Origin of the sequence: Micromonospora sp. NPDC050187, from assembly GCF_044459745.1 — a bacterium.
Taxonomy (GTDB): Bacteria; Actinomycetota; Actinomycetes; order Mycobacteriales; family Micromonosporaceae; genus Micromonospora.
In genome coordinates this window covers 58,963-74,018 of sequence record NZ_JBITJH010000011.1, presented here as the reverse complement: position 1 = coordinate 74,018, position 15,056 = coordinate 58,963, and the positions used below count along the sequence as shown (strand labels likewise).

Annotated in this window: 14 protein-coding genes; 5 read left to right on the top strand and 9 right to left on the bottom strand. The window is 74.0% G+C overall.

Annotated elements, in window-relative coordinates; all coding sequences use genetic code 11:
- The first annotated feature begins 102 nt into the window (after nt 1–102).
- Together ACIBJE_RS18540 and ACIBJE_RS18535 are read left to right on the top strand one after the other, a co-directional pair.
- Nucleotides 103–1,359 carry a molybdopterin molybdotransferase MoeA gene (locus ACIBJE_RS18540; RefSeq protein WP_396750100.1) on the top strand — a complete coding sequence of 419 codons (1,257 nt, stop codon included), beginning with the start codon at nt 103–105 and terminating at the stop codon, nt 1,357–1,359.
- A 29-nt stretch (nt 1,360–1,388) separates the two neighbouring features.
- Entirely contained in the window at nt 1,389–1,799 is a 411-nt protein-coding gene (locus tag ACIBJE_RS18535) for a molybdenum cofactor biosynthesis protein MoaE (protein ID WP_396750098.1), read from the top strand.
- Nucleotides 1,800–1,969: 170 nt separating this feature from the next.
- On the opposite strand, the gene ACIBJE_RS18530 is transcribed toward ACIBJE_RS18535, so the two are convergent.
- Both ACIBJE_RS18530 and ACIBJE_RS18525 read right to left on the bottom strand, forming a co-directional pair.
- Nucleotides 1,970–3,409, bottom strand: coding sequence for a glycosyltransferase 87 family protein (locus tag ACIBJE_RS18530; RefSeq protein ID WP_396749832.1), 1,440 nt, complete (start codon nt 3,407–3,409; stop codon nt 1,970–1,972).
- 260 nt (nt 3,410–3,669) lie between these two features.
- Entirely contained in the window at nt 3,670–4,215 is a 546-nt protein-coding gene (locus tag ACIBJE_RS18525; RefSeq protein WP_396749830.1) for a DoxX family protein, read from the bottom strand.
- Nucleotides 4,216–4,359: 144 nt separating this feature from the next.
- Here ACIBJE_RS18525 and ACIBJE_RS18520 point away from each other — a divergent pair, with 144 nt between their 5' ends.
- Complete coding sequence (locus ACIBJE_RS18520) at nt 4,360–4,908, top strand: GNAT family N-acetyltransferase (protein WP_396749828.1); 549 nt, start codon at nt 4,360–4,362, stop codon at nt 4,906–4,908.
- A 77-nt stretch (nt 4,909–4,985) separates the two neighbouring features.
- Here ACIBJE_RS18520 and ACIBJE_RS18515 read toward each other — a convergent pair whose 3' ends face one another.
- From ACIBJE_RS18515 to ACIBJE_RS18505, 3 genes are all read right to left on the bottom strand, one after another.
- A complete protein-coding gene (locus ACIBJE_RS18515; protein ID WP_396749826.1) occupies nt 4,986–6,227 on the bottom strand; it encodes an AAA family ATPase in 1,242 nt (413 codons plus the stop codon).
- A gap of 159 nt (nt 6,228–6,386) precedes the next feature.
- Complete coding sequence (locus tag ACIBJE_RS18510; RefSeq protein ID WP_396749824.1) at nt 6,387–7,127, bottom strand: flagellar basal body protein FliL; 741 nt, start codon at nt 7,125–7,127, stop codon at nt 6,387–6,389.
- 173 nt (nt 7,128–7,300) lie between these two features.
- Entirely contained in the window at nt 7,301–10,498 is a 3,198-nt protein-coding gene (locus ACIBJE_RS18505; RefSeq protein WP_396749822.1) for a UvrD-helicase domain-containing protein, read from the bottom strand.
- 167 nt (nt 10,499–10,665) lie between these two features.
- Between ACIBJE_RS18505 and ACIBJE_RS18500 the strand changes: the two genes are divergently transcribed.
- Both ACIBJE_RS18500 and ACIBJE_RS18495 read left to right on the top strand, forming a co-directional pair.
- Nucleotides 10,666–11,112, top strand: coding sequence for a hypothetical protein (locus ACIBJE_RS18500; RefSeq protein WP_396749820.1), 447 nt, complete (start codon nt 10,666–10,668; stop codon nt 11,110–11,112).
- Nucleotides 11,113–11,180: 68 nt separating this feature from the next.
- Nucleotides 11,181–11,516 (top strand): hypothetical protein, encoded by a 336-nt coding sequence (locus tag ACIBJE_RS18495; protein WP_396749818.1) that lies wholly within the window; start codon nt 11,181–11,183, stop codon nt 11,514–11,516.
- Between the two features lie 12 nt (nt 11,517–11,528).
- On the opposite strand, the gene ACIBJE_RS18490 is transcribed toward ACIBJE_RS18495, so the two are convergent.
- Genes ACIBJE_RS18490 through ACIBJE_RS18475 form a run of 4 tightly spaced genes read right to left on the bottom strand, consistent with a single transcriptional unit; the run spans nt 11,529 to nt 15,002 of the window.
- Nucleotides 11,529–12,776 (bottom strand): metallophosphoesterase, encoded by a 1,248-nt coding sequence (locus ACIBJE_RS18490; protein ID WP_396749816.1) that lies wholly within the window; start codon nt 12,774–12,776, stop codon nt 11,529–11,531.
- Nucleotides 12,777–12,788: 12 nt separating this feature from the next.
- Entirely contained in the window at nt 12,789–13,073 is a 285-nt protein-coding gene (locus ACIBJE_RS18485; protein WP_396749814.1) for a MoaD/ThiS family protein, read from the bottom strand.
- Nucleotide 13,074: 1 nt separating this feature from the next.
- The gene (gene moaA / locus ACIBJE_RS18480; protein ID WP_396749812.1) at nt 13,075–14,088 is read right to left on the bottom strand and encodes a GTP 3',8-cyclase MoaA; all 1,014 of its coding nucleotides are present in this window, start codon (nt 14,086–14,088) and stop codon (nt 13,075–13,077) included.
- Nucleotides 14,085–15,002 carry a fructosamine kinase family protein gene (locus ACIBJE_RS18475; RefSeq protein ID WP_396750096.1) on the bottom strand — a complete coding sequence of 306 codons (918 nt, stop codon included), beginning with the start codon at nt 15,000–15,002 and terminating at the stop codon, nt 14,085–14,087. The genes moaA and ACIBJE_RS18475 overlap by 4 nt, the downstream gene beginning before the upstream one ends.
- Between the last annotated feature and the right edge of the window lie 54 nt (nt 15,003–15,056).

The following is a 15,056-nucleotide window of genomic DNA, read 5'->3' as shown; positions in this document are numbered from 1 at the left end:
CGGTCGTACCGGGGCGCCGTCCGGGTGGGCCGGCCGTCCGGCGGACGCGCGCCGGGCAGTCCGTGCCCCGATAGGGTGGTCCGCGTGAGCGTGCGCAGTGAGCTGACCGGGAGCAGCACCGTCGGGGATCCGGGCGGCGCGCCGCCGCCGGCCGGCTGGGAGGAGGCCCGCGCCCGGGTCTACGCGGTCGGCCTGGCCGCCGCGCTCCCCGTCGTCGTCCGGCCGCTCGCCGAGGCCGACGGGCACACCCTCGCCGAACCGCTGACGCCCCGTACCGACCTGCCCGCCTTCCCCACCTCCAGCGTGGACGGCTGGGCGGTGCGCGGCTCCGGGCCGTGGCGCGTCGTCGGCCGGGTGCTCGCCGGCAGCATCCCGGACCCCCTGACCGGGGACGGTACGACGGTCGAGATCGCCACCGGCGCGATGGTGCCCGAGGGCACCTCCGCCATCCTGCGGATCGAGGAGTCCACGCGCACCGCCGACGGTCGGGTGAGCGGCACGCCCCGACCGGCACCCGAGTGGCGACCGACGGGCGAGGAGGCGCGGGCCGGTGAGGAACTCCTGCCCACCGGCACTCCGGTCGACCCGGGGCTGATCGGGCTGGCCGCCTCCTGCGGCCACGACTCGCTACCGGTCCGCCGGCCACCCCGGGCCGCGCTGCTCGTCTTCGGGGACGAACTGCTCACCGCCGGCCCGCCCGCTGCCGGCCGGGTCCGCGACGCGCTCGGCCCGGCGGTGCCGGCCTGGCTGCGGCGGTACGGCTGCCAGGTGCGTCCCGCCGACGTCGTCGGCCCGGTCGCCGACACGCTCCCGGCCCACGTGGCCGCCCTGCGCGCGGCCCTGAACGGGGCGGACCTGGTCTGCACCACCGGCGGGACGATGCACGGGCCGGTCGACCACCTGCACCCCGCCCTCCAGGCCCTCGGTGCCGACTACGTCGTCAACACCGTGGCGGTGCGGCCCGGCTTCCCGATGCTGCTGGCCCGGCTGGTCGGTGACGACGGGCGGATCCGCTTCGTCGCCGGGCTGCCCGGCAACCCGCAGTCGGCGATCGTCGCGCTGGTCTCGCTGGTCGCACCGCTGCTCGCCGGGCTCCAGGGCCGGCCGATGCCGGTGCTGCCGTACGCCACCCTGGCCGAGCCGATCCGGGGTCGGGGCTCCTACACCCATCTCGCCCTGGTCCGGTTGGACGCCGCGTCCGGCACCGCCCACCCGGTCGGCCACGTCGGCTCCGCGATGCTGCGCGGACTGGCCGGCGCCGACGGGTTCGCGGTGATCCGGCCGGACACCACCGGTGAGGCCGGGGCACGCGTACCGGTCGTGCCGTTGCCGCTGCTGCCCGGGGAGCGTACGTCGTGACCGTCCACCCGACCGCCGACCGTACGGTGATGATCGCCGAGGTCACCACCGCGCCACTGGACGCCGCCGCCCACGAGGCGGCGGTCGCCGACCGGCGGGCCGGGGCGGTGGTCGCCTTCCAGGGCGTGGTCCGCGACCACGACCACGGCCGGTCGGTGCACGCGCTGGAGTACGAGGGGCACCCGAGCGCCGCCGAGGTGCTCCGCGCGGTGGCCGCCGAGGTGGCCGCCCACCCGGACGTGTACGCGGTCGCCGTGTCGCACCGGATCGGCCCGCTGGAGATCGGGGACGCGGCCCTGGTCGCGGCGGTCAGTACGGCCCACCGGGCGGCCGCCTTCGCCGCCTGTGCCCGCCTGGTCGACGAGGTGAAGGCACGGCTGCCGATCTGGAAGCGGCAGGTCTTCGCCGACGGCACCGAAGAGTGGGTCAACTGCCCGTGACCGGGCGGCCGGAACGACGGCTGGCGGCCTCGTGGACGGCCACGCGCAGCCCGGCCCGCCTCCAGCGCCTCGCCGGAGGTGAGGCCGCCCGGTTCGTGCACGCCGGCTCCGGGGGCGAACCAGGGCCGGGGTGACGGTCAGGCCTGCCGAGGACCGGCGCGGGGCGACGCTCAGCGGCGGGCGAGCAGGTCGGGGCGACCCAGCCGGTCGGCGTAGAAGGCCGGTTCGGCACCGGGCCGCCACGGCAGGGCCGCCACCAGCACGATCAGCGCCAGGGCCAGCGAGTTCTCCATCAGCGCGCCGAACAGGCCGTCGGCGTAGTGCGACACCTCGGGGAGCTGGTGCTCGTACGGCCAGATCGGCGAGACGAGGAAGAGCAGGTAGAGCAGGACTGCGGCGGCCGCGTGCCGGAAACCGGTCATGGTCGGGTACCAGATCGGCGAGCGGAGGCCGTTGACTCCGGGTGGGCCGCCGTACGACGCCGCACCGGAGCGCTGCATCGGACCCCGGCTCGCCTCACGCCGCCGCAGCGCGGCGTCGGCCAGCACCACGATCGCCGGGATCACCCAGACCAGGTGGTGCGTCCAGGAGATCGGACTGATCACGTTGGTGGTGAGCCCGACCAGGGTGAACGCGGTCAGCTCGTCGCCGTCGGCCCGCGCGTTGGCCGACCGGGAGAGACCGAGCGCGAGCATCAGCACCGCGAACGCCAGCCAGAGCAACCCGGGCGTCTCGATCGAGTCGTAGAGCCGGGCCAACAGCCCGGCGAGGGACTGGTTGGGGGTCATGTCGGCCGCGCCGACCCGTTCGGTCTGCCAGAGCACCCGGGTGAAGTACGCGCGGGACTCCGTGCCGGCCAGCGTGAACATGCCCAGCGTGACGCCGATCGCGGTGCCGACCGCGGTCGCCGCTGCCCGCCACTGCCGGGTGATCAGCAGGTACACGATGAACAGCGCCGGGGTGAGCTTGATCGAGGTGGCCAGCCCGATCCCCGCGCCGGCCCAGACGCCGCTGAACACGAACCGGCGCAGCGGGCCGTCGTCCCGGCGGTACCGGGTGCCCCGCCGGGAACGCCACCGCAGGCCGATCAGGTCGGCCATGACCAGCGCGAAGAGCAACAGGTTGACCTGACCGTAGCCGAGCGTCTCGCGAACCGGCTCGATGGCGACGGCGAGGGGCACCGCGACCGCGACCACGAACCAGAGCGGCTGGCCGAGCCGGTCGGCGACCGGCCGGAGCAGCCCGGCCAGGACGACCGCCAGCGCGGCGGTGCTGCCGAGCGCGTTGAGCCAACCGGCGACCCCGACCGGCAGGTGTGCCATGGGCAGCATGACCAGCGCGCCGAACGGCGGGTAGGTGAAACCCAGGGTGGTGTCGGGGGCGATGAAGTCGTACAGCTCGTTGCCGTTGACCCACCAGGCCATCGCGCCGTGGTAGATCTTCATGTCGAAGAAGTTGTACGGCCGGCCGAACTCGCCGATGGCGAGCCAGGCGGCGTAGACGGCGGCGGCCACGATTCCGAGGCGGACGGCCGTGCGGCGGTCGAACCCCCGGGCTGCACGGCGCACGGGGGCGAGTCGGTCCGCCCGTCTCCCGACGGTCGCCGGCATGGTGTGGCCACCCCCGTACCAACTTCGTCCTGTCCGTCCAGGTCCCGCACGGAGCCTAGAACGGTGCCTCACGTTGATGCCTCCCGCGTTATGCGACCGTGTCCGATCCCACACCAGTTTTTGACATTTCCACCGCGTTAACGCCTCGCGGGGGGTTCAGGTGATTAGCGGCCTTAGCGGGGGGTGAGGCCAGGGACGAGGGAGTGCCCGGCCAGGTCAGCCGGGCTGTCGACCCGTCGTGTGTCGGAGTGGGACCACCGTCAGCCGGGGAGCCGACGGGCCGCCGTCGCCGTCCGTACGGCCAGTCGGGTCTCCCGTCGGGCGGTACGGACCGCGCGCTGCACCGAGCGTCGGGAGTGGCCGATCCGGTGCCCGGCGCGCCAGCGCAGACTCGGTCGACCCTCAGTGTCGGCCGCGGCGAGCAGCAGCCCGCCGATCAACCCGAGGTTCTTGAGGAAGTGCACCTGGTGGTTGGCCCGCGTCGCCGGGTCGTCGTGGGTCCAGAAGGGATGCCCGGAAAGCGTGGTCGGCACCATCGAACCGGCCAGCAGCAGCGAGGCCGGGCGGGTGAGGTGCCCCGTGGCGAGCATCAGCCCGCCGGCCACGTGCACCGCGCCGTTGGCTCGGACCAGCGCCTCGGCGTCGCTGGGCAGGGCACCGCCGGCCTGCTCCAGCAGAGGGGTGATCCGGTCGGTGACCGACTTGGCCTGCGCGGTGAACTGTTCCGGGTTGCGCAGCTGCCGGAGTCCGCTGGCCAGGAAGATGCCGCTCAGCAGAACACGGGCGAGGGAGCGTACGGGTTTCATGGCTCAGTCATACCCCGTGCCGGCCACGATCATGGCTGCAACCGTCGATCTGCCCGCGAGTCCTGTCCCGGGCGTGTCGGCCTCGTCGTTCGCCCCGGGGAGGCCGGCGAGTCCGTCCCGGGTGGACCTGCCGGGACGGGTAACGTGCCCGGGGTGACCACGCTGCGGCTGCGACCCGAGGGCCCCGCCGACGCCGACCCGATCCGCCGGGTGCTCGCCGGAGCCTTCGCCCGCCCCGACGTGCCGGTCCCGCCCGAGGTGAGGCTGGTCGACGAGCTGCGCGACAGCGACGCCTGGCTCCCGGAACTGGCCATGGTCGCCGAGTACGGCGGCGAGGTCGTCGGCTACGCCCTGCTGACCCGGGTCCGGGTCGATCCCGGCCAGTTCCCGGCCCTGGCGCTCGGACCGGTGGCGGTGGCACCGCACCGGCAGCGGATCGGCCTCGGCGCCTCCGTCGTGCAGGCCGCCCTGGAGGCGGCCACGGAACTCGGCGAGCGGCTGGTCGTGGTGCTCGGCGACCCGGCGTACTACCGGCGGTTCGGGTTCGACCGGGCGGACCGGATGGGACTGTCCAGTCCCTGGTCCGGCCTGGGCGAGCCGTGGCAGGCGCTGGTGCTGCCGGCGACCGCCAGCGGGGAGGACGGGGTGCCCCGGGGCGAGGTGGTCTTCCCGCCCCCCTGGTCCCGCGTCTGAGCCGCAGCGCCGCCCGGACCGACCCGCCCACGTCGACCCGTCCGCCACCACCGTGACGAGCGTGGCGCGCTGGCCGGTCAGCCCGGCTGGGTCCGCAGGTAACGGCCGAAGTGCGGGACGGTGAAGGCCACCGTGCCGCGCTCCCCGGAGTAGATCAACCCCTTCTTGATCAGCGCGTCCCGCGCCGGGGAGAGGCTCGCCGGCTTCCGGTCCAGCGCCCGGGCGATCTCGGCGGTCGGCACCGCGGCGTCCATGTCGTCCCGGGACTCGCCGGGGTCGCCGTCGACCCGGGACAGGGTCGCCATCGCGCGCATGTACTCCCGCTCGGCCGGGGTGGCCCGCTCGAACCGGGACCCGAAGAAGCCCACCGCCAGTTCCGCCTCGGCCTCGGGCGCCGCCACCCGGACGTCGGCGGCGGTGATCGGTGAGCGGGGCGCATGGTCCCAGGTGGCCTTCCCGTACGCCTGGACGAAGTAGGGGTAGCCGCCGGAGGACTCGTAGAGCAGGTCCAACGCCTTCGGCTCGTACTCGACCTCCTCCCGCGCGGCCGGCGCGCAGAGGGCCTGGTCGGCGGCGATCCGGTCGAGCCGGTCGATGCGCTGGTAGCGGTAGAGCCGTTCGGAGTACGACTTCGCGGCGCTGAGCACCGCCGGCAGGTGCGGCAGCCCGGCACCGACGACGATCAGCGGCGCGCCGAGCTGGGACAGCTCGTGGCAGGCGGCGCAGAGCGCGCTGACGTCCTCCGGGCCGACGTCCTGCATCTCGTCGATGAAGACCGCGATGCCCGTGCCGACGTCGGCGGCGACGCTCGCCGCGTCGGTCAGCAGCTCCACCAGGTCGATCTCGATGTCCCCGGAGTCGGCCCGGCCGCTGCTGGCCGGCACGTCGATCCCCGGCTGCCAGCGGTCCCGCAGCCGGGGCGCGCCGGCCCTTCCGCCCGCCGTGGTCGCACCACGCTGGGCGAACGCCTTGAGCACGCCGAGGAAGGCGTCGATCCGTTCGGGAGCACGGTGCCGGGGGGCGAGTTCCCGCACCGCCATGTGCAGGGCCGCTGCCACCGGACGACGCAGCGACTGGTCCGGCCGTGCCTCGATCTTGCCGGTGCCCCAGAGCCGACCGATGGCCTGGGAACGCAGGGTGTTGAGCAGGACCGTCTTGCCGACCCCGCGCAGCCCGGTGAGCATCAGGCTGCGCTCCGGGCGGCCCCGGGCGATCCGTTCCAGCACGATGTCGAAGACGTCCAGCTCCCGCCCCCGGCCGGCCAGCTCGGGGGGACGCTGCCCGGCGCCCGGAGCGTACGGGTTGCGGACCGGATCCACGTCTCGCACCGTATCGGGCCGTCTAGCGCCGCAGCTAGAGATACGTAGAGGACGGCATCGGCGTGTCTCGCCGGGCGACGGGATCGAGCGGAGTCTAGGGCTGTCTGCCGTCCACGCTAGACAGCCCTAGACTCCGGTAGCGGGTCCGCCCGGGCGGTGTCAGCGCAGCTTCAGGCAGAGCACGAAGTCGAGCGTGTCCAGCTCGCTGTTGTAGAAGTACCAGTCGGTGTACCCGTCGACGTCGGCGCACTTCGCCTCGGCATCCTTCTCGCCGCTGGTCGCCCCGTCGAACCGTCGCAGCACCTCGTAGGTCTTCGGCCCGCACCCGGTGACCAGCAGCTTCGGCCGGCCGCCGGCCCGCCCGTCGTTGCGGACGCACTGTCCCGCCTTCGCGAAGCGTGGATCGGCCGACGACTCGGGCGCCAGGGCGTTCGGTGAGCCGTCCACCGCGCCGTCCGGCTGACCGGCGGGCTGCCCGGACGGGGTGGCCGTGGCCGAGGGCAGCGCGGTGACCGGCGGCGGGTCGGGCTCGTCGGCGCGTGCGAGCAGGAACAGGGCCGTGCCGCCGCCGAGCACCAGCAGCGCCAGCACGGCGAGCACCGCGACCATGCGGCCCCGTCCGCCGGAGCGCCGGGGCGGATCCGCCGGCTCCGGTGGATACCGGTCCGGCCCGTGGCCCAGGTACGCCGGCTCCCCGACCGGGTACGCCCCGCCCTGCCGGGGACCGTCGTTCCACGGTTGGTCGTACCCCTGACGGTGGCCGTCGTTCCACGGTTGGCGGCCGGACCCCGGGTAACCGCCGGCTCGCGGCGGTTCGTGGTCGCGCCACGGGTGCGACTCGTCCGGCGGTTCGTGCCACGGCTCCGGGCGGTTCGCCCCCGGTGGTCCGTAGTTCGCCATGCTCGCCTCCTGGGCACGAGTGGTCGGCGGCCGGACAGCACAGGGACGCCGCCGCCCTGGTCACCGTAGCGTGACCGACCCGCTCCGCTGATGCCCCGAACGTGTGCCGTCACCTGCGGTGGGTGTCGTCCGCCGGGCCTACCGTCCGGGCGGGACGGTCGGGACGCACGCTTTCACATCAGTCGGAGCTGGCGGTTCTTCGGCCGGGCCGGCTCCTCGTCGCCGAGGCGCTCGAAGAGGCCCGGGTCGATCACATCGAGGAAGGGTGACGGGCGGCAGTCCCGTTCCGACCCGTGCCGGGCCCGCCGGCCGGCGTGGCTGACGTAGAGCCGGTCCTGCGCACGGGTCAGCCCGACGAAGAACAACCGCCGCTCCTCGGCGATGTCGTCCTCGTCCGGCGTCGAGCCGGGCCAGCGCAGCGGCAGGAGTCCGTCCTCACAGCCGACCAGGAAGACCACCGGGAACTCCAGGCCCTTCGCGGCGTGCAGGGTGAGCAGGGTGACCGCCTCGGCGCGCGGGTCGAGCGCGTCGACCTCCGCGCCGGTGGCGAGCTGCGAGAGGAACAGCGGTAGATCGTCGCCGCAGCGCCGGGCCAGCGGGGTGAGCAGGTCGACCGCCGTCCGGACGTCCTCGGGACGGACCGAGCCGGTGGAGTCCAGGGTGGGCGTGGCGAACCGGTCGGCGAGGACCTGCCCGACCAGGCGTACCCGGGCCGGTAGACCACCGTCGAGCCCATCAGCGTGTCGCAGCTCGCGGGCGATGGCCGCCACACCCGGCCGGTCCCGCAGCCGGTCGTGCGAGCGTTTCTGCACCGGGATGTTCGCCCGGGTCAGGGCGTCCAGGACCGGGGCAGCCTGGGCGTCGGTGCGGTACAGCACGGCGATGTCGGAGAACGAGACGTTCGATCCTCGGCCGTCGATGCGTCCGGAGTCCAGCGACCGGTGCGAGAGTCCGCCGACCAGCTCGTCGATGGTCCGGACCACGAAGTCGGCCTCGTCGGTGACGGAGGCCGCCGGGTAGCGGCCGACCAGCGGCGCCTCCGGGTCGAGCCGGGCCGGATCCAGCCGGCGGCCCCGGACCAGCGAGGACGGCGCGATGGCCTGCACCGCCGCGGCCAGGATCGGTGCCGACGAACGGTAGTTGCGGTTGAGCCGGACCAGCCGCGCGTCGGTGAAGTCCTCCGAGAAACGGAGGAAGTAGCCGACGTCCGCACCCCGGAACGAGTAGATCGCCTGGTCCGGGTCACCGATCGCACAGAGGTTCCCGTCGGGCGGGCTGAGCAGCCGGAGCAGGTCGTACTGGACCGCGTCGACGTCCTGGTACTCGTCCACGAAGATCCAACGCCACCGGTCCCGGTACCGCTGCACCAGCTTCCGGTCGCCGCGCAGCAGCTCGACCGGGAGGGTGAGCAGTTCGTCCAGGTCGACGAGTTGCTGTTTACGCAGCAGGTCGGTGTAGGCGGCCTCGTCGTCACCGGCCTCGGCGCGGGCCGCCGTCCGGTCCGCGTCGTCGGCGATCCGGAAGTCCGACGGCAGCCCCACCGCCTCGGCGTTCTCCCGCAGGATGGTCAGCCCGAGCGAGTGGAACGTGCCGACGGTGACGTCCTCGGCGACCGGACCGAGCAGCCCGTCGAGGCGGTGCCGCAGCTCTTCGGCGGCCCGTCGGGTGAAGGTGATCGCCAGGCAGGTCTCCGGGAAGACGTTCAGCTCGGCGCAGAGGTAGGCGATCCGGTGGGTCAGCGTCCGGGTCTTGCCGGTGCCCGGTCCGGCGACGATCAGCAGCGGCCCGCCGGGCGCGGAGGCGGCCACCCGCTGCATCGCGTCCAGCCGGTCCAGCAGGCCGGTGCCGACCTCCTCCATCCCGGCGAGCATCGGCTCGAACGGCTCGTGCGGCGAGGGCGGGGGCGCGATCGGTGGTGCGGGAACGGCCGCCTCGCGTGCCGGGCGCCGTTTCGGTTCGGCCTTCGCCGGGCTCTTGGCCCGGGGCGCGGCCGCTGGCTCCTTCGGCGACCGCTGCTTCGGCACGGGTACGTCGAACAGCGTCTCCTGGCCGCCCGACCCGCTGGCGGCGCCCAGCTCGGCAGGGTCGAAGAGGGTGATCACCCCGTACTCGCCGTCGAAGCCCGGCACCCGGCGCACCTCGCCCCGCCGGAGCCGGCCGATCCCCTCGGCGAGCAGCTCCCCGCCGACCCGCTGGAGCTCGTCGAGCGGGGCGGTGGTCAGGATCTCCAACTCCGGGCCGAGCGCGGCTACCAGGTCGTTGAGCTTTCCCTCCACCTTCTTCGAGCGGGGGCCCACCTTGTTGATCTCGCCGAGGATCTCGGCGAGCGGTACCAGGTGGGTGACCTCGCGGGCCTGCTCCGGGCGGTGTCCCTCGGTCCGGTCGGCCAGCTCCTCGATCCGGCTGAGCACGCCGACGGTGAGCGGTCTGCCGCACTCCGGGCAGCGCCCGCCGGCCGCCCGGGTCTGCTCGGGCGACCAGTTCACCCCGCAGACCCGGTGCCCGTCGGCGTGGTACTTCCCCTCCTCCGGGAAGAACTCGATCGTCCCGGCCAGCCCGTCGCCGGTCCGCAGCGCGTCCCGGATGGCGAAGTAGTCCCGCCCGGTGGCGAAGACCGTCGCCTCGCGGGCCAGCGCGGGCGGCGAGTGCGCGTCCGAGTTGGACACCAGCCGGTAGGCGTCGAGGCTGGCCACCCGCCAGTTCATCGCCGGGTCGGAGGAGAGCCCGGTCTCCACCGCGAAGATGTGCTCGGCCAGGTCGGCGTAGCAGTCGGCGATCGCGTCGAAGCCGGACTTCGAGCCGAGCGCGGAGAACCACGGCGTCCAGATGTGCGCGGGGACGAGGTAGCCGTCCGGGCTCGCCTCCAGCGTGATCTCCAGCAGGTCCCGGGAGTCCAACCCGAGGATGGGGCGGCCGTCCGAGCCGAGGTTGCCGATCCGGCCGAGGGCGGCGTTGAACCGGGCCACCGCGTCCAGGTCGGGCAGGTAGATCAGGTGGTGCACCTTGCGGGTCCGGTCGCCCCGCTTGTAGATCGTGGAGATCTCCACGCTGAGCATGAACCGGACCGGGTCCGCCTCGGCCGCGTCGGCCAGCCGGGGCGGGAGTCGACGGGCGATGTCCCGCTCGGCCTCGGGACCGAGCCGGTACAGGCCGGGCTCGGCCGGGTGCAGGGTCTCCCGCAGGTGGTCGTACCAGGCGGGATGGGTGAAGTCGCCGGTCCCGAGCACGCCGATGCCCTTGCGCCGGGCCCACCAGCCCAGGTTCGGCAACGTCAGGTCGCGGCTGCACGCCCGCGAGTACTTCGAGTGAATGTGCAGGTCCGCGACGAACGGCGAGGGGCCACCGGAGGGTACGGCGCTGAACGGAGACACGCCGCATCCTGTCACGCCCGGCCGGAGGCCCGCTCCCCGCCACGCGCGGCGGTGACATGGGTAATCCCCGTGACGCTCCGGCGTCCCATCGTCGCCCGGGCCGCCGGACGTGACGCCGCCGTGACGGCCGGCTTGGTGTCATGACGCATTCGGCAGAGGAACGGACGATGAGAATCCTCGATCAGACACGCATCCGTCCCTACGAGACGGTGGTACTCCTGGTGGCGCCGGTCTGTGGCGCACTGATGATGGCGTTGGACGTCCGGCCCCCCTCGGTGGAGCAGGCCATGCCGGATCTGGTCCAGACGGGCTGGGAGTTCGGCCTGCTGGTCGCGGGTCTCACCGGGCTGCTGGGCATCGTCTGGCCGGGGCAGTGCGCCACCCGGCTCGGGATCGAGCTGGCCGCCGTCCTCATCCTCGCCACGGTGACCGGCATGTACGTGGTCGCCCTCTCCACCACCGCGGGGACCCAGGCGATCGCCGCCACGTTGTTCATCGCCGCGGTCGCCATCGGCTCGGTGTGGCGCTCAGTGGAGATCGTGCTCATCCTGCGTCGGCTGTCCGAGATCGGCCGGGAGGTGGAGCGCGAGTCACCGTTCGGGCGTACGCCGTGAGGACGCCGACCGAGGGGCCGGCCCCGAGCGTCCCGAATGCTCCCCAGTGGGTCCAGGTACTGCTTTCCGTGATCGGCGTCGCGGGCGGTCTCGGTGGTGTGGGTGCCATCGTCGCGGTCCTCTTCCAGCGGGGGAAGTTCAAGGCGGACGCGGCGGACACGCTCACCGACGCCGCCCTGACGCTGGTGCAGCCGCTGCGGGCACGCCTGGTGGAGCTGGAGCGGGAGATGGTGGAGTCCCGGACCGAGATGGCCTCGGCGCAGCGGACGATCGCCCAGCTCAGTGCCCGGGTGTGTGAACTCCAGGCCCTGGTCGAGCGGTGGCGGGACGCGGTCAACGACCCCGAGGCGACCCTGCGCAAGGTCCGCACCATCGTCAGCCGCAGCTACCGGCCGCCGCCGTAGCCCGCCCGAGGGTCAGCGGGAGCGGAGTTCGACCAGGGTGATCTGGGGCTCCGCGCCGACGCGTACCGGTGGACCCCAGAAGCCGGCGCCGTTGGTCACGTAGACCTTGGTGCCGTCCACCTCGCCGAGGCCGGAGACGACCGGCTGTTCGAGCCGAACGGCCAGGTTGAACGGCACGATCTGCCCGCCGTGGGTGTGCCCGCTCAGTTGCAGGTCGACGTCGAACTTCGAGGCCTCCAGCGCGGCCACCGGCTGGTGGGCCAGGAGCACCACCGGCCGGGAGGTGTCCCGGTCGCCGAGCGCCGCCGCGTAGTCCGGCCCGGCGGCCAGACCGGTGCCGCCCTCACCGGACGGGTCGTTCACCCCGGCCAGGTCGAGCACGCCACCCCGGGCGGCGATCTCCAACCGCTCGTTCTGGAGCACCCGCAGGCCGAGCCGGTCCACCTCCCGCACCCACTCCTCGACACCGGAGTAGTACTCGTGGTTGCCGGTGACGAAGAAGCTGCCGAAACGGGAGCGCAGGCCACGCAGGGGGGCGGCGGCCTCGCCCAGCTCGGCGACGCTGCCGTCGACCAGGTCACCGACGACCGCGACCAGGTCGGCGTCGAGCCGGTTGATGGCGGCCACGATCCGCTCGGTGTGCGCCCGGCCGCGCAGCGGACCGAGGTGGATGTCGGAGACGGTGGCGATGCGCAGCCCGTCCATGCTGCGGGGCAGCTTCGCCAGCGGGATCTGCACCCGGTCGAGCTGGGGCGGGCCGAGCGCGGTGCGGATGCCGTACCCGGTCACGCCGGTCGCGGTGAGTCCGGCGAAGATCGCCGCGCCGCGGGCCAGCAGCAGCCGGCGGGCCGGGTCGTGATCGGGTTGCCGGACCGCGTCGACGGCCGGCGGGTCGGCGGGGCCGGTGGCCCCCACCAGGGCCGGCTCCGGGGCGGCGGCGGTCGGCTCGGCGGCGACGGCCCGGCGGCGCAGCACCAGCCGGGCCACCAGCATCGGCACCTCCAGCGCGACGAGAACGACCAGCAGGTAGAACATCACCGCCAGCCAGAGATACCCGGGCCAGGCCAGCCAGTAGAGGCCCGCCTGGGTGCCAACCATGGTCACCGGTACGAGCACCGCCAGCACCAGCACGGTGACCGTGCCGATCCGGCGCCAGCGACCGGGACGGGTGGTGTCCCGGACCAGCCGCTTCCAGAGGTAGAGGTGGATCAGACCGGTGACCAGGGCCAGGGTGCCCACGAAGCCCAGGACCGCCAACACGCGTTGCCTCCCTCAGCCCCCGGCGAACGGGGGCAGGACGTCGATCGTGGCCCCGGCCGGGAGCGGGGTCCGACGATCATGACAGGTCACGCCGTCGACCAGGAAACTCGCGGCCCGGAGTACCCGGGCGAGCCGGTCGCCGTGCCGCCCGACCAGGTCGTCGAGGACCTCGTCGAGCGTACGCCCGGCGACCGCGTGCTCCTCGGCGCGCCCGGCGGCGGCCCGGGCCCCGGCGAAGTAGCGGATGGTGACCTGTGTCTCAGGCGGCCCCTGCGGGGTCCCGGTGTCCGGCCGCACGTCAGCCTCCGATCGCCGACATCGGCCGGGCGGGTTGCAGGAAGGTCGGGTCGTCGATGCCGTGTCCGGCGGCCTTGCCCCACATCGCCCGCTGCCAGCGGCGGGCCAGTTCGGCGTCGTCCGCCCCGGCGCGCAGCGCCCCGCGCAGGTCCGACTCGGAGGTGGCGAAGAGGCAGGACCGGACCTGCCCGTCGGCGGTGAGCCGGGTGCGGTCGCAGTCACCGCAGAACGGCCGGGTGACGCTGGCGATCACCCCGACCCGGGCCGGGCCGCCGTCGACCAGCCAGCTCTCAGCCGGGGTCGCCCCACGCGCGACCGGGTCGGGGCTCAGGGCGAACGCCCCGGTCAGAGCGGTGAGGATCTCGTCGGCGGTGACCATGGCGGACCGGTCCCAGCCGTGTTGGGCGTCCAGCGGCATCTGCTCGATGAACCGCAGCTCGTAGCCGTGGGCCAGCGCGAACCGGAGCAGCTCGGGCGCCTCGTCGTCGTTGATCCCGCGCATCAGCACCGCGTTGACCTTGACCGGTCGGAGCCCGGCCGCCGCCGCCCCGGCCAGGCCGGCGAGCACGTCCGCGAGGCGGGGACGCCGGGTCAACCGGACGAACCGGTCGGCGTCCAGGGTGTCCAGGGAGACGTTCACCCGGTCCAGCCCGGCGGCGACCAGCGCGGGCGCGACCCGGTCCAGTCCGATCCCGTTCGTGGTCAGCGAGATCCGGGGGCGGGGAGCCAGGGCCGCCACGGCGGCCACGATCCGGGTGAGCCCGGGACGGATCAGCGGTTCCCCGCCGGTGAACCGCACCTCGGTCACACCGAGCCGGCGGACCGCCACCCCGACCAGCCGGACGATCTCGTCGTCGGTGAGCAGATCGGGCCCGGCCAGCCAGGGCAATCCCTCCGCCGGCATGCAGTACGTGCAGCGGAGGTTGCACTTGTCGGTCAACGACACGCGCAGGCTCCGGGCGGTCCGGCCGTACCGGTCGACGAGGCCGCCCGTGCTCGGCTGGTCCACGCTCATCGCTCGACGGTAGCGCGGCCGGAGGCTTCGTCGATCACCTCTCGGGCGGTCCGGCCGACCGCCTCGCGCCAGGTCGCGCCGAACAGCGCGGTGTGCACCAGCAGCAGGTGGAGCTGGTGCAGGGGCACCCGTTCCCGCCAACCGTCGGCCAGCGGCCACGCCTCCCGGTAGGCGGCCAGGATCCGGTCCAGGTGGGGTGCGCCGCCGAAGAGCGCCAGCTGGGCCAGGTCGGTCTCCCGGTGGCCGCCGTGCGCGGCCGGGTCCACCAGCCAAACCCGCCCGTCCAGACCCCAGACGACGTTGCCCGGCCACAGGTCGCCGTGGACCCGGGCCGGCGGCTCGTCGCCGCCGTACTCCCCGATGGTGTCGATCACCCGCTCGACCAGCGCGGTCTCGGCGGCGGTGAGCGCGCCGACGTCGACCGAGCGCCGCAGGTACGGCAGGAGCCGGCGCTGCGCGAACCAGGTCGACCACGGCCCCGGATCCGGGGTGTTGTCCTGGTCGAGCGCGCCGACGAAGCCGGGCCAGTCGGCCCCGAACGCCGGCGCGCCGCTGCGGTGCAGGGCGGCCAGCTCCCGTCCGAACCGCTCGGCGGCGTCGGGCGTCGGCTCGCCGGGCTCGATCCAGTCGACCGCCAGCAGCTCCGGCAGTGCCACCAGCACCTCGGGTACGGCCACCGCGTCCGCCTCGCGCAGCCAGCGCAACCCGGCCGCCTCGGCCGCGAAGAACCCCGCCGGGGCCGGTTGGTCGGCCCCCTCCGGCCAGCTCTTGGCGAAGACCGAGTGGCCGTCGTCCAGAGTGAGCCGGGAGGCGGCGCAGATGCTGCCCCCGGAGACCGGCGTCTCCCGGATCCGCTGATGGGTCAGGAAGGTCGGCAGGTGCGCCGGGTGTGCCCGTAGGTAGGCCAGGTCCATGAGCGCAAGGTAGCCGGTCGGCGGCGGCATGGTGCCCGCCGGGACACTGTCGAG

Bases quoted from the DNA above. Each gene is read 5' to 3' on its own strand.
- ACIBJE_RS18535 (WP_396750098.1), top strand. From the start codon at position 1,389: ATGATCGCCGAGGTCACCACCGCGCCACTGGACGCCGCCGCCCACGAG.
- ACIBJE_RS18530 (WP_396749832.1), bottom strand. From the start codon at position 3,409: ATGCCGGCGACCGTCGGGAGACGGGCGGACCGACTCGCCCCCGTGCGC.
- ACIBJE_RS18525 (WP_396749830.1), bottom strand. From the start codon at position 4,215: ATGAAACCCGTACGCTCCCTCGCCCGTGTTCTGCTGAGCGGCATCTTC.
- ACIBJE_RS18510 (WP_396749824.1), bottom strand. From the start codon at position 7,127: ATGGCGAACTACGGACCACCGGGGGCGAACCGCCCGGAGCCGTGGCAC.
- ACIBJE_RS18500 (WP_396749820.1), top strand. From the start codon at position 10,666: ATGAGAATCCTCGATCAGACACGCATCCGTCCCTACGAGACGGTGGTA.
- moaA (WP_396749812.1), bottom strand. From the start codon at position 14,088: ATGAGCGTGGACCAGCCGAGCACGGGCGGCCTCGTCGACCGGTACGGC.
- ACIBJE_RS18475 (WP_396750096.1), bottom strand. From the start codon at position 15,002: ATGGACCTGGCCTACCTACGGGCACACCCGGCGCACCTGCCGACCTTC.